The sequence below is a fragment of the Clostridium tertium genome, assembly GCF_902652255.1.
Lineage (GTDB): Bacteria > Bacillota > Clostridia > Clostridiales > Clostridiaceae > Clostridium > Clostridium tertium_A.
In genome coordinates, this window is sequence record NZ_CACRTO010000005.1 from 183,765 (window position 1) to 199,167 (window position 15,403).

The window sequence follows — 15,403 nt, forward strand, 5'->3', positions numbered from 1 at the left end:
TATCTACTTATCAACTAAATACTCATTAACAGCCTTTGCAGCTTCTAATCCTTCTCTAATTGCCCAAACTACTAATGATTGACCTCTTCTTGCATCTCCACAAGAGAAGATATTTTTTATATTAGTTTTAAAATCTCCATATTCAGCTACAATATTTCCTCTATCACTAATAGCAACATTAAAAGTATCTTTTATAGTTTCTTCTGTTCCTATGAAGCCCATTGCTAATAAAGCAATATCGACTTTAATTATTTCTTCACTACCTTCAACCTCTTTAAAAGTAACTCTTCCAGTTTCATCTTTAATCCATTGAACTTTTACAAATTTTGCTTCTTTTAAATTTCCATCAGTATCAGCAATAAACTCTTTAACACTTGAGCAATACCTTCTTGGATCTCCACCAAAGACTTCAATTGCCTCTTCTTGTCCATAGTCAATCTTTAAAGTTCTTTTCCATTCAGGCCATGGATTATTAGACAATCTTTCTATAGGTAAAGAATCAGTAATCTCAAGTTGAATAACATTACTACATCCTTGTCTAATCGCTGTAGCTATACAGTCTGTTCCTGTATCTCCACCACCAATTACTAAAACATTTTTATTTTTAGCATTTACAAAATCTTTTTCATTTGTTTTATTATATACATGCTTAGTACTACCCTTTAGATAATCTACTGCAAAGTAAACACCTTTAGATTTTCTTCCTGGAACTACTAAGTCTCTAGGTTTAGTAGCACCAGTTGCTAAGACTACTGCATCATACTCATTTAACACTTTATTTTTAATTGATTCATCTTTAGCTGCATCACTATTAGTGTAGAACGTTATACCTTCTTCTTTTAATAAATTCACTCTGTTTTGTACCAGATTCTTGCCTAATTTCATATTAGGTATACCATACATTAATAATCCACCAGCAGTATCTTCTCTTTCATATACATCTACAGTATATCCATATCTATTTAAATAGAATGCTGCAGATAATCCTGATGGACCTGATCCAATAATAGCTACCTTTTTATCATTTCTATACTTTGGAGGATTTGCTTTTATTCTTCCATCCTCCATAGCCTTATCAATAATATACCTTTCATTCTCTTTTATACTTACAGAAGGTGCATTTAATGCTAAAGTACAAGATGATTCGCATGGAGCTGGACAAACCCTTCCTGTAAACTCTGGAAAAGGATTTGTCTTTAATAGTCTATCTAATGCTAAGTCTAGGTTATCTCTATATACTAAATCATTAAACTCCGGTATTAAATTATTTAATGGACATCCAGAAACCATTCCTTTTAAAAGTATGCCAGATTGACAAAATGGTATTCCACAATCCATGCATCTTGATCCTTGGATTTTTTGTTCTTCCTTTGAGAGCAATGAATGAAATTCATTATAATGTTCAATTCTCTTTTTAACTGATTCGTTTTTGCCTACTTTTCTTTCAAATTCTAAAAATCCTGTTGGCTTTCCCATTACATTGCACTCCTTTCATAAAAGGCATTTAATAAAGCATCTTCATAATTTAATCCTTCATTCTTTTTTTCTTCTATTAAATCCAAGATAGCTTTATAATCTCTTGGAATTATTTTTATAAAATTATTTGATTCATTATCCCAGTTTTCTAATAAATTATTTCCAAGTTTTGATTCTGTTTCATGAACATGTTCTTTAATAAGAGATTTCAATTCATTCAAATCTCCTGATTTTAAGTCTTCAATATCTATTAATTCTTTATTGATTTTCTTATCTAGTTTATTATCCTTATTATAAATGTAAGCTATTCCTCCACTCATTCCAGCTGCTATATTTATTCCACATTCACCTAGAATAGCAACTGTTCCTCCAGTCATATACTCAAGAGCATTGTCTCCAACCCCTTCCACTACAGCAGTTGCTCCAGAATTTCTAACGCAGAATCTTTCACCAGCACCTCCGGCAATAAATACCTTTCCTGATGTAGCTCCATATAAGGCAACATTTCCTATTATTACATTATCTTTTTCTTCTTGTAGATTAGGAGTATTATTCTTAACTACAATTTTACCTCCAGATAATCCCTTACCTAAATAATCGTTACAGTCACCATTCACTTTTATAGTGATACCTTTTGGAATAAAGGCCCCTAAACTTTGACCTCCGAAACCAGTACATTTTATTTTAATAAAATCTTCTTTAAATTCTCTTCCTGAATAATTAGAAGTAATATATGAACCTAATAAAGTACCAAAAGTTCTATCAGTATTACTAATTACTAAACTAAGATTAATTTGTTCACTAGTTTCCATCTTTTCTTTAATATAAGGAATTAGAACATTTCTATCTAATGTTTTATCCAATTTTTCTTTATAAGAAGAATTAAATTTATTACCTTCTTTAAAGAATATAGGTTCATTTACTAATATAGATGATAAGTCTACTTTATTTCTCTTATATCCCTTAACAGATTCCTTTTGTTTTAATAAATCAAATCTACCAACCATTTCATCAATAGTTCTAAATCCAAGTTTAGCCATATATTCTCTTAACTCTTCTGCTATAAATAACATAAAGTTTACTACATATTCAGGCTTACCACTAAATCTCTTTCTAAGCTCTTTATTTTGAGTTGCAATTCCTACTGGACAGGTATCTAAATTGCATACTCTCATCATTACACAACCTAAAGATACTAGTGGTGCAGTTGCAAAGCCAAATTCTTCAGCTCCTAATAAAGCAGCTATAGCAACATCTTTACCTGTCATAAGCTTACCATCAGTCTCTATCTTAACTCTATCTCTTAATCCATTTAATATTAATGTTTGATGAGTTTCTGCAAGACCAAGTTCCCATGGCAATCCTGCACTTTGAATTGATGTCTTAGGTGATGCACCTGTTCCACCATCATGTCCAGAAATTAATATTGTGTTAGCTCCTGCCTTGGCAACTCCACTTGCGATAGTTCCAACACCTGCTTCTGCAACTAGCTTTACGGATATTTTAGCTTTTTCATTTGACTGTTTTAAATCATATATTAACTGAGCTAAATCTTCTATTGAATATATATCATGATGAGGAGGTGGGGAAATTAATCCAACTCCAGTAGTTGACCCTCTAGTTTTAGCTATCCATGGATATACTTTCTTGCCAGGAAGTTGACCACCTTCGCCAGGCTTTGCACCTTGAGCCATCTTTATTTGAAGTTCATCAGCATTAACTAAATATTCTGAAGTAACACCAAATCTTCCGGATGCAATTTGTTTAATAGAAGACCTTCTAAGATCACCATTTTTATCAACCTTAAATCTCTCACTATCTTCTCCACCTTCACCAGTGTTAGATTTACCACCAAGTCTATTCATTGCAATAGCCAAAGCTTCATGAGCTTCTTTTGATATAGAACCATAAGACATTGCTCCAGTTTTAAATCTCTTAACTATTGATAATGTACTTTCAACCTCTTCAATAGGAACTGGTTTATTTTCATAATTAAAGTCTAATAAGCTTCTAATAGTTATATAATTATCTTCACTATCTATAAGCTTAGAATATTCTTTAAATAAATTATAATCTCCTGACTTTGTTGCTTGTTGTAATTTATAAATAGTTAAAGGATTATAAAGATGTTCTTCTTTACCTTGTCTATATTTATCATATCCACTTGAGTCTAATGAAAATTCAAAGTTTACTTTACTTTCTTCAAAGGCTTTATTATGTCTTAACATATATTCCTTTTCTATTTCAGAAATATTTAGACCTTCTATTCTACTTACTGTATTAGTAAAGTATTTATCAATTATATCTTTGCTAAGGCCAACAGCTTCAAAAATTTGAGCTCCTCTATAAGATTGGATTGTAGAAATACCCATCTTAGAAATAATTTTAACTAAACCTTTTACAATAGCTTTATTGTACTTTATAACGGCTGTATCATAGTCCTTATTAAGTAATTTATATTCCTTTAATCTATTTATTCCTTCATATGCTAGATATGGATTAACTAAAACAGCTCCATAACCTATTAATGTAGCAAAATGATGAATTTCTCTAGGTTCTGCACTTTCAACTACTAAATCTATATTACTTCTAATTCCTTTTCTAATTAGATAGTGATGAACTGCTGCTAATGCTAGCAATGATGGAATAGCATAATTATATTTATCTGTTCCTCTATCACTTAATACAATAATGTTAAAACCTTTATTATAAGATTTTTCTACATCAGTCATTAGATTCTTTAAGGCTTTTTCTAAATTCACATCATTTCTATAAAGAATACTTACAACTTTAGTTTTAAGGTTTCTTTCCTTTAAACATTTAATCTTAGCTAAATCTTCATTACTAATAATAGGTGAAGAGAATTTTAAATGAGGTAAGTTCTCGTTAAATTCACCTAATACATTTCCATAACCACCTAAATATACAGTAGTTGAAACAACTATATCTTCTCTAATAGCATCTATAGGTGGATTTGTAACTTGAGCAAATAATTGTTTGAAGTAATTAAATAGTAATATAGACTTATTAGATAATACAGGAAGAGGCGTATCTATACCCATTGCACTTAGTGATTCTTCTCCATTTTCACTCATAGGTAATATAGTGTTTTTTAAGTTCTCAAATGAATAATCAAATATCTTAAATAATTCATCTATCTTACTACCTGAATACTTTTCTATATCAACTTTATTATCTAAATTCAAATCTTCTATTTTATATATATTATCATCAACCCATTGCTTATAATTATGCTTATTATAGTATTTTTTCTTTAACTCAGAGTTAGTTATAAATTTCTTATTTATAGTATCTACTAGTAAAATCTTACCTGGAGTTAATCTCCCTTTTTCAACGACTTCGGCCATATTAATATTTAAAGCCCCAACTTCAGATGATATAATAAGGTTATTATCTTTAGTAAGATAATATCTTGCTGGTCTTAATCCATTTCTATCTAAAGTTGCGCCCATAACATCGCCATCAGTAAATATAATAGCCATTGGTCCATCCCATGGTTCCATTCGTGTTGCATTAAACTCGAAATACGCCTTTTCATCTTCATTAATAAGATCATTCTTTTCCCATGGTTCAGGTACTAGCATCATAATTGCTTCTTCTATACTAAAACCATTCATAATTAAGAATTCTAAAGTATTATCTAATATAGCTGAGTCTGAACCTTCACTATTAATTATAGGTAAAACTTTGCTTAGTTCATTTCCTAAATCCTTTGATTTTAAACTACCTTCTCTTGCATATAAACTATTAATATTCCCCCTTAGAGTATTAATTTCGCCATTATGAATTATATATCTATTGGGATGAGCTCTCTTCCAGCTTGGAACAGTATTTGTACTATATCTAGAGTGTACCATAGCAATAGCTGAAACTACTTTTACATCAGATAAGTCTAAATAAAAGTCTCTTAATTGACTAGCTAATAATAATCCCTTATATACTAAAGTCTTAGAAGATAGAGATGAAATATAAACATCTAAATGTTGAGTTTTCTTTTCAAATCTTCTTCTTAAAATATATAACTTTCTCTCAAATTCTTTATAGTCACTTATATTATTAGGTTTTTCAATTATTACTTGTCTTATAATAGGCATAGATTTTAATGCTTTTTCACCTATAACTTCTTTATTAATGGGAACTTCTCTCCATCCTAATATTTTAAGTCCTTCTTCCTTGGATAATGAAGTAAATTCAATTATAGCTTCCTCTGAATCTTTTGAAGAAGGAGGAAGGAAGAACATTCCTATAGCATAATCTCCTTCCTTAGAAAGATCTATGCCTATATTTTTGGCTTCTTCCTTAAAAAAGTTATGAGGAATTTGTATTAATAAACCTGATCCATCCCCAGTTTGTCCATCAGCATCTGTCCCGCCTCTATGCTCTAAATTAACTAAAATTTCTAGGGCATCTTGTATAGCTTTATGATTTTTTTTACCATCTATATTTACAACAGCTCCAATACCACATGCATCATGTTCAAAAGAGCTTCTATATAATCCTATATCTTTATGCAATGTTATTCCTCCTTTCATAGCCTGTAATTATCTAAAATTTCTTTAGAGTAATCTACCATCTTCATTCCTAAGTCCATACTATTTTTTTGTATATGCCTAAAGGCCTCCTCTTCATCCATATGAAGTTCTCTCATTACTATTCCTTTAGCCTTTTCAATAATTTTTCTATCACTTATCTTGGATTCTAAATCATGAACTTTATCTTTTAATTTTCTTACCCTTTTTTCACTTTGATAAATCATATCTAGTGAATTTATAAGTAAGGTATTATTAACAGGACTAGTTATACAAAAAATATCTGTTTCTTCTTGAACAATGGACTTATAAGGTTCATTTACAATTGCAAGGAAGCTACATTCATCTCCTATAGTTTCATAAATACTAATTAAGTTCATATCATTAAATTTGTATCCACTAATGACTATAGATGGTGAAAATTGTTTTATAGCTCTAATTAGTTCATTACCAAAAGTACATACTGCTAGTACGTTATAGCCGTTTGTAACTAATATTGATTTAATTTTTTCTCCTATTTCCGCTTTACTAAGTGCAACTATAACATCTATTGTCATTTTCCTTGCTCCCCTACTTGTAAATTAATATTGATTTAAATAATTATCTATTTCCCATTGATGGACTTTAGTTCTATAATCGTTCCATTCTGATTTTTTAGCTTTTATATAATTGTTAAATGTATGCTCTCCTAAAGTTTTTCTTACTAATTCACTTTCTTCCATATATCTAATAGCTTCTTCTAATGTTCCTGGTAAGCTATCTATTCCTTCCTCTGCTCTTTCTTCTAATGTCATCTTAAATATATTCTTTTCAACACTTGCAGGTGGTTGTAAGTTATTCTTAATACCATCCAAGCCTGCAGCTAAAAGACAAGCTAGAACTAAATATGGGTTTGCACTTGGATCTGGACATCTTAATTCAACTCTTGTCCCATTTCCTCTTGTAGCAGGTACTCTTATTAATGGGCTTCTATTTTTAGCTGACCATGCTATATACACTGGTGCTTCATATCCAGGTACTAATCTCTTATAAGAGTTTACTAATGGGTTAGTAATAGCAGAAATTCCTTTGACATGTTTAACTAAACCTGCTATAAAGCTGTACGCTGTACTACTTAATCCTAATTTATCATTATCATCAACAAATGCATTTTTTCCATCTTTATTTAATGACATATTTATATGCATTCCTGATCCATTTATTCCAAAGAAGGGTTTCGGCATAAACGTTGCATAAACGCCATGTCTTTGAGCTATTGATTTAACTACTAGCTTAAATGTCATTACATTATCAGCTGTTGTAAGCGCATCTTCATATTTAAAGTCAATTTCATTTTGTCCATCTGCAACTTCATGGTGTGATGCTTCTATTTCAAATCCCATATCTTCTAATACTAATGATATATCTCTTCTTACATTTTCACCAGCATCAAGTGGACTTAAATCAAAATAACCAGCCTTGTCTTGAGTTTTTAATATTGGTTCTCCATATTCATTTGTTTCTAATAAGAAAAATTCACATTCAGGACCTACATTCATTGTATATCCTAAATCCTTAGCTTCTTTTAAAACCTTTCTTAAAATATTTCTTGGATCACCTTCAAAAGGAGTACCTTCTGGTGTATAAATATCACATATTAATCTTGCAACTTTCCCTTGTTGAGGTCTCCATGGGAAAATTACAAAGCTATCTAAGTTTGGTCTTAAATACATATCTGATTCTTCAATCCTAACAAAACCTGAAATTGATGATCCATCAAACATCATTTGGTTATTTAAAGCTTTTTCGAGTTGCTTATCTGTTATTGCAACATTTTTTAAAGCCCCAAATATATCAGTAAATTGCAACCTAATAAACTTAACTCCATTTTCTTGTACTAATTTTATAACATCTTCTCTTGAATATTTTGACATAATACCTGCCCCCTTTATTTTTTATAAAAAAAGGGCGCACAATAGAACCAATCTATTGAACGCCTTTGTTCTTAACTATTTTTTATCATTATATTACCTTTTTAGCTATTTTGCAATAGGAAATTAAAAAAAATTCTAAATATTTTTCCAATTTATTATTATTTCCTATACTTCTTTACGAATCTATTTATTCTTTTAACGGCTTCTATTAAATCCTCTGTTGAAGAGGCATAACATGCTCTTATAAAGCCTTCACCACATTCACCAAAGGCATTTCCTGGTACAGCTAATACCTTTTCTTCCATAAGTAACTTTTCACAGAATTCATCAGAGTTCATTCCTGTAGACTTAATACACGGGAATACATATAGAGCTCCAAGAGGTTCAAAGCACTCTAGACCCATTTCTCTAAATCCTTGAACTAATATTCTTCTTCTTCTATTGTATTCACGAGCCATTTCTTTTACACTATCATCCCCATTTTTCAAAGCTTCAATAGCTGCAAATTGTGCAGTTGTTGGGGAACACATAATAGCATATTGGTGTATTTTCTTTAAAGCCTCTATAAGTACAGGATGTCCACAAACATATCCTAATCTCCAACCAGTCATTGCATAAGCTTTAGAAAATCCATTAATAACTAAAGTTTTATCTTTAACTTCTTCAAAGGATGCTATTGAATAATGATCCTTATCATAAGAAAGCTCAGCATAAATTTCATCTGAAATTATTATTATATCTCTATCTTTTAAAACTTCAACAATTCCTTTTAATTCTTCCTTCGTCATAATAGCTCCAGTAGGATTATTAGGGAAAGGAATGATTACAACCTTAGTTTTAGATGTAATAGCTGCCTCAAGTAACTCAGGAGTAAGCTTAAATTCATCTTCTTGTCTTAAATTAATAGTTACAGGTGTAGCTCCACAGAATGTAGTACAACCTTTATAAGCTACGAAACTAGGTTCAGGTATTATAACCTCATCTCCAGGTCCTACAAGAGCTCTTAGAGCTAAATCAATACCTTCACTACCGCCAACAGTAACTAATATCTCATTACTTGGATTGAAACTTAAATTAAACCTTCTATTTAAATACTTAGAAATTTCTTCTCTTAATTCTATATATCCAGCATTAGAAGAGTAGTGAGTATATCCTTTTTCCAAAGAATATATACCAGCTTCTACTACATTCCAAGGTGTAACAAAGTCAGGCTCTCCTACTCCCAATGAAATAACATCCTCCATTTCATTAATTAAATCAAAATATTTTCTTATACCTGATGGTGGCATATTCCTAACATTTTCTAGTAGCATATCTTCCATTATCATATAAATATAGCCTCCCTGCTTTCAATTTTTCTTTCCTTGAAAATAGTACCATGATCTTTATACTTCTTTAAAACAAAGTGAGTAGCTGTACCTGTTACACATTCTTGAACAGCAAGTTTTTCAGATACGAATAGAGCTACTTCCTTCATAGTTTTTCCTTCTACTATTACTGTTAAATCAAATCCTCCAGAAGACATTAAATAACAAGCTTTAACTTCTTTAAACTTATATATTCTTTCAGCAACTTTATCAAACCCTACTCCTCTTTGTGGAGTAATCTTAACTTCAATTAAAGCTGTTACTGTCTCTTTTCCTGTATTTTCCCAATTTATTAAAGTAGTATAACCTGCTATAATATTTTTTTCTTCATAGTCAGTTATAGCTTCTCTAACTTCTTCTACAGTTTTGCCAGTCATTAAGGCTATTTGTTCATCACTATACCTACTATTCTTCTCCAAAACTTCTAAAATCTCATCCATTTTTATTACCTCCATATAAAAAAATAAATCCTCCATCCCTAAAAAAAGGGACGAAGGATAACTTCCGCGGTACCACCCTAATAAGCAATTATCAATTGCTCACTCAGCTGAATAAATCTATTCAATCTCTATAACGGGAGATAACCGTCAATATCTAATTAAGAAATAATTTCTTATTTTTCAATACGCGATTCAAAGGCTGCTTCATATAACATATCATACTAAATTTACACCATGCTTTAGCTCTCTTTAATGCTTAGTTAAATTACTCTTCCTTATCATTATCTTTAAGTATCATTTTTTATAATTATAATAATAAAATCATTAAACTTCAATAGTTTTTATAAAATTATGCATATTTTTCTAAATAATATATATTTATTATAACAAAATAAACTATTTTACTAATAAATATAAAAACTTTAAAGCAAAATTCAAACAAAAATCCCCCTATATAAATAGAGGGATTCTAAAAAACTAATTCTAGTAATTTAAAACAAATTACACCCTTAATTCTTCATTTTTAATTCTGCATCCTTATAGGGCTTCTCCTATTAATGAGAATGGTTGAGCTCTTACTATCTTAACCATAACTAAGTCACCAGCTTTAATGTTTTCACCAGTAAAGTTAACTAATTTACCATTTCTAGTTCTTCCAGTAAATTTACTATCATCATTTTTACTAGTACCTTCTACTAATACTTCAACAGTTTTACCTTCAAACTCTTTATTTTTCATAATAACACTTTCGTTAACTGCCTTTACTAATCTATCAAATCTATGATGCTTATCTGCATCTGGTACTTGGTTTAGCATCATATCAGCAGGAGTATTATTTCTTCTTGAATAAATAAATGTAAAGGCTGAATCATATTGAACTTTTTGGACTAAATCCAATGTGTCTAAGAAGTCTTCTTCAGTTTCTCCTGGGAACCCTACTATAATATCAGTAGTTAATGATACTCCTGGTATTTCCTTTTTAATTAATTCTACAAGTTCAAGATATGCTTCTTTAGTATAATGTCTATTCATCTTCTTAAGGATTCTGTTTGATCCACTTTGTACTGGTAGATGTATTTGCTCACAAAGCTTATCACATTCTTTAATAGCATAAATAACATCTTTATTTAAATCCTTTGGATGAGATGTCATAAATCTAACTCTCTCAAGACCTTCAACTTCATTTATCTTTCTTAAAAGTTTAGCAAAATCTATATCTTCTTCTAATCCCTTACCATATGAGTTGACATTTTGACCAAGTAAAGTTATTTCTTTATATCCTTTAGAAACTAAATCTTCTATTTCCTTTATAATATCTTCAGATTTTCTACTTCTTTCTCTACCTCTAACATAAGGAACTACACAATAAGTACAGAAATTATTACATCCATACATTATAGTAACGAATGCTTTAACATCACTTTCTCTATCTATTGGAACACCTTCAATAATTTCTGTTTCTTTATTGAAGATTTCTTTAACTTGTACTCCTTCAGTTTTAACTCTATTTAGGTATTCAGGGAACTTATAAGCATTATGAGTTCCGAATATTATGTTAACGTGAGGGAATTTACTTAATATTTTATCAGCCATTCCTTCTTGTTGCATCATACATCCACATACAGCAACAATTAATTCTGGTTTTTTCTTTTTTAAATGTTTAAGCTCTCCTAAGTTTCCAAAAACTTTATTTTCTGCATTTTCTCTTACGCAACAAGTGTTAAAGATTATAATATCTGCATCCTTTATATCAGCAGTTTTACTATATCCAATACTTTTAAGCATACCTGATAGCTTTTCTGAATCTTCTTCATTCATCTGACAGCCCCAAGTTTCAATAAAATATTTTAAATCATTCATTTCTTCCTTCATCAGTAATCTCCTTCTATAGAACTATTTCTCCAGTAACATTATAATAAAAATAATAGTAATTTTAAATACTTTAAATAAAATTACTATTATATAATTATTCTTTCTATTCTCTTTCCCATATTAATATCTTATTCTCATCTCTAAAACCTATTTTTCTGTATAAATTTATAGCTTTTACATTGCTAGAATCAACTCTTATATATAAATCATCTATCCCATAATCCTTAGCATACTTTATTATATCATTAAGAAATACTTTTCCAAGACCAAGTCCTCTATATTTGCTTGTTATCCCAAAATTAACTATAGTAAACATTGATCTATTATATATAATTTGACCATAGCCTATATACTCATTATTTAGTATAGCAAATATGCATAAATCATTGATGTAATAATCTTGTGCCATATCAGCATAAATATCTTCAGTAGTTAAAGGAAGCCTATTCCATTGCTCAAAAATATCATTCTGGATGTCGCATCTCAATGTTTCATCTTTACCATTAACCATTTTCCTAGTATAAAAATTAATATGTTCTTTTATCCTTAGCTTAAATATAGCTTCTTTTAGGTATTCTTCTTTTTTATCTTCATAAGTATTTATATTTAGTTTTAATAATAAAGTGTATTTTTTCTTCTCAAAGCCAAGTGCCTCTAAAATCAGAGAATTTTGAAGTGTATCTAAGGCCTCATATGAAAGTATATAATTATCAAAATAGCTTAATATGCTTTTTTTAAGTAAACCCATATACTTAAAATCCACAAATAAAGCCCAAACCTTTGTATATTTACTTGAAGTACCTTCATACCAAATATATCCTACATACTTATCATTTACTTTAATTAACCTTATAAATTTTCTATATAAAAATTTAATTAAAAAGTTTTGATTTTCATAGGATTTAAAGAAGTCTTTATTATAATTAATTTCTTGAAAGTTCTTATAATATATTTTCCTGAAACTATCCATATTGTGTAAAGTCAATTTCTCAAGCATTCTCAAAACCCCTTCTTATATATATAATAAGTATAATTCTTATATATTATAAAGGTCAATATTAAGACCTAAATAAATAAGACACACATAACAATTTATGTGTGTCTTGTAAAATATATTACTTAGCGTCTCTTATACTTAAAGCAATTTTCTTATTTTCTGCATCTACAGAAAGAATCATAGCTTTAACTTCATCACCTATATTTAGAACATCAGCAGGATTATTAATTCTTTCATTTGATATTTTAGAAATATGAACTAATCCATCAACTCCTGGTTCTAATTCTACAAAGGCACCAAAGTCACTTATTCTAACAACCTTACCTAATACAGCTGAACCTTCTGGATATTTTTCTTCAATATTGCTCCATGGTTCTGGAGTTAATGCTTTAATACTTAAAGAAATTCTGTTATTAGCTCTATCAGCTTCAATGATCTTAACATCAATAATATCGCCTTTATTTAATACACTTTCAGCATTTTTTACATGACTCCAAGATATTTGAGATAAATGAATTAATCCATCTACTCCATTAATATCTGCAAAAGCACCAAAGTCAGTAAACCTCTTAACTTCAGCCTTTACTACTTCGCCAACCTTAATATTTTCCCATGCAGCATCTTCAATTGCTTTTTTAGCTTCTTCTAATATCACTCTCTTAGAAGCAACGATCTTAGAAGGATTTTCAATAGAAAAATCTATTAATCTTACTTCAAGCTCAGTACCTTTTAAATTACTTCTATCTTTAGCATATCTTATATCTACTTGAGAAGAAGGTACGAAGATTCTTACTCCTTTATAGTATCCAATTAAACCTTTTTCTATAGTATCTTTAATCTTTATAGTGAAGGTTTCCTTGTTATTAAACTTTTCTTCTAAGTCTTTTAAAGTTGATTTCTTTTCATATTCAAGTCTAGAAAGAACTACATTTCCATCTTCATTTCTAAGTTTAATAACCTTAGCTATAATTTCATCTCCAACTTTAATTGTTTCTAAATATGAAGATAAATTTTCTTCAGAAGTTAGTTCTTTAAAAGGTATTACTCCGTCAAGTTTATATCCTGATAATGATACTACAACTTCATCTCTTCCTATAGATAGTACTTCTCCATTGATTTCATCACCAATTCTAAATCTTCTATCCATTTCTTCCATTAGCTTTAATTGATCTTCCATGTTAATTTTTCCCCTCCATAATATCAATTACTTCTTTTATAATCCAGTCAGGAGTAGATGCACCGGCAGTAATCCCAACAGTCTTATCCTTATTAGTTTCAATGAATTCATTGCTAAGTTCCTTAGCATTTTCAATATGGATTGTGTTTGGACAATTTGACTTTGATATTTGATACAACTTAGTTGTATTAGAACTATTTCTTCCTCCAATTACTATCATCGTATCAACAACTCTTGATAACTCATTAGCACTTTTTTGTCTTACTTCTGTAGCAGAACAAATAGTGTTAAAGGCTAATAACTCTTTGGATTTAGAAGATAAATTACTTACTGTTTTTTTCCAAGTTTCTTCTTTCTCTGTAGTTTGAGATACAACACATATCTTTTTAGGTAGTTTTTCATCAAAGTTTCCATCTTTAGTTATTATGGCACTATCATTACACCATCCGTTTATTCCTATTACCTCTGGATGTTTATCATCTCCAAGTATAACAATATTATACCCTAAATCAGAGTATTTATTAACTTTTTTGTGAATGTTTGTTACATATGGACAAGTAGCATTAACCACAATAAGTCCTTGTTCTTCTAGGCTTTCTGAAACTTCTTTAGATACTCCATGAGATCTAATTACAATAACATCGCCTTCATTTAATTTATTTATTTCACTATAATCTATAGCGTAAATATCATTTTCCTCTAAATACATAACTACATCATTATTATGTATTAGTGGTCCTAAGGTATATATTTTCTTATCATATTTCTTTTTTACCTTTAATGCTTCTTCAACTGCTCTTTGAACACCAAAGCAAAAACCTGCATTTTCTGCTAATAAAACTTTACTCATATCAATTCTCCTAAGCTTTTAATTACATATTATACTTTAAGTATATTATAAAATCTAATTTATAGACTATAGTACACTTAGATTCTTTTTAATATTTAAAGATATCTCTTTAACTACTTCATTGATAGAAAGCTTAGTTGTGTCAATCTCTATTGCATCATCAGCTTTTTTTAGAGGATCTACTTCTCTATTACTATCTATATAGTCTCTTTTAATAATATCTTCAAGTATTGTAGAATAATCTACTTCTAATCCCCTATTTGTTAATTCCTTATATCTTCTTTCAGCTCTAGCCTCTGGAGTTGCTGTTAAGAAAAACTTAAACTTAGAATCCTTTAATACCACTGTTCCAATATCTCTGCCATCCATTATAACATCAAATTTATTTGACATTTCTCTTTGTAAATTTACTAAGATAGCTCTTACTTCTTTAATAGAAGCATATTTAGATACTATCTTACTAATTTCAGGCATAGTAATTTTATCTTGAATATTTTCCCCATTTAAAATTAAATCATCATTTTCAAATTTCATATCAAAAGTACTAATTAAATTGCATAAAGCTTCAATATCTTTGTCCCCTATATTATTTTCTTCAGCTTTTAAAGCTACAGCTCTATACATTGCTCCAGTATTGATATACATTAAATCAAATTCCTTTGCAACTAATTTAGCTATTGTACTTTTCCCTGCCCCCGCTGGTCCATCTATAGCAACTGATAATCTCAAAATAGTACTCCACCTTTCATATATGAAAAACA

The 15,403-nt window shown here is 29.5% G+C and carries 9 protein-coding genes, 1 pseudogene and 1 other annotated feature; all 10 genes and pseudogenes read right to left on the reverse strand.

The annotated features are described in order from the left end of the window. Window positions 1–3: 3 nt before the first annotated feature. Window positions 4–1,476 carry a glutamate synthase small subunit gene (gene gltD / locus GPX08_RS00800; protein ID WP_156624442.1) on the reverse strand — a complete coding sequence of 491 codons (1,473 nt, stop codon included), beginning with the start codon at window positions 1,474–1,476 and terminating at the stop codon, window positions 4–6. After that, the gene (gene gltB / locus GPX08_RS00805; RefSeq protein WP_156624444.1) at window positions 1,476–6,029 is read right to left on the reverse strand and encodes a glutamate synthase large subunit; all 4,554 of its coding nucleotides are present in this window, start codon (window positions 6,027–6,029) and stop codon (window positions 1,476–1,478) included. The genes gltD and gltB overlap by 1 nt, the downstream gene beginning before the upstream one ends. Beyond that, window positions 6,026–6,583 (reverse strand): ANTAR domain-containing protein, encoded by a 558-nt coding sequence (locus GPX08_RS00810; protein WP_156624446.1) that lies wholly within the window; start codon window positions 6,581–6,583, stop codon window positions 6,026–6,028. The genes gltB and GPX08_RS00810 overlap by 4 nt, the downstream gene beginning before the upstream one ends. 24 nt (window positions 6,584–6,607) lie before the next feature. After that, window positions 6,608–7,939, reverse strand: coding sequence for a type I glutamate--ammonia ligase (glnA, locus tag GPX08_RS00815; RefSeq protein ID WP_156624448.1), 1,332 nt, complete (start codon window positions 7,937–7,939; stop codon window positions 6,608–6,610). 158 nt (window positions 7,940–8,097) lie between these two features. Then, entirely contained in the window at window positions 8,098–9,267 is a 1,170-nt protein-coding gene (locus GPX08_RS00820) for an aminotransferase class I/II-fold pyridoxal phosphate-dependent enzyme (RefSeq protein WP_156624450.1), read from the reverse strand. Then, complete coding sequence (locus GPX08_RS00825; protein ID WP_156624452.1) at window positions 9,264–9,746, reverse strand: Lrp/AsnC family transcriptional regulator; 483 nt, start codon at window positions 9,744–9,746, stop codon at window positions 9,264–9,266. Before GPX08_RS00825 ends, GPX08_RS00820 begins: the two co-directional genes overlap by 4 nt. A 43-nt stretch (window positions 9,747–9,789) precedes the next feature. Then, window positions 9,790–10,037: a binding site (T-box leader), on the reverse strand. 246 nt (window positions 10,038–10,283) lie between these two features. Next, window positions 10,284–11,618, reverse strand: a complete 1,335-nt coding sequence (gene miaB, locus GPX08_RS00830; protein WP_156624454.1) for a tRNA (N6-isopentenyl adenosine(37)-C2)-methylthiotransferase MiaB — start codon at window positions 11,616–11,618, stop codon at window positions 10,284–10,286. Between the two features lie 103 nt (window positions 11,619–11,721). After that, entirely contained in the window at window positions 11,722–12,615 is an 894-nt protein-coding gene (locus tag GPX08_RS00835) for a GNAT family N-acetyltransferase (RefSeq protein WP_156624455.1), read from the reverse strand. Window positions 12,616–12,733: 118 nt separating this feature from the next. Further along, a pseudogene (locus GPX08_RS00840) lies at window positions 12,734–14,642 on the reverse strand (bifunctional 4-hydroxy-3-methylbut-2-enyl diphosphate reductase/30S ribosomal protein S1). A gap of 66 nt (window positions 14,643–14,708) precedes the next feature. After that, on the reverse strand, window positions 14,709–15,371 hold the full coding sequence (locus GPX08_RS00845; protein WP_156624457.1) for a (d)CMP kinase: 663 nt from the start codon (window positions 15,369–15,371) through the stop codon (window positions 14,709–14,711). Between the last annotated feature and the right edge of the window lie 32 nt (window positions 15,372–15,403).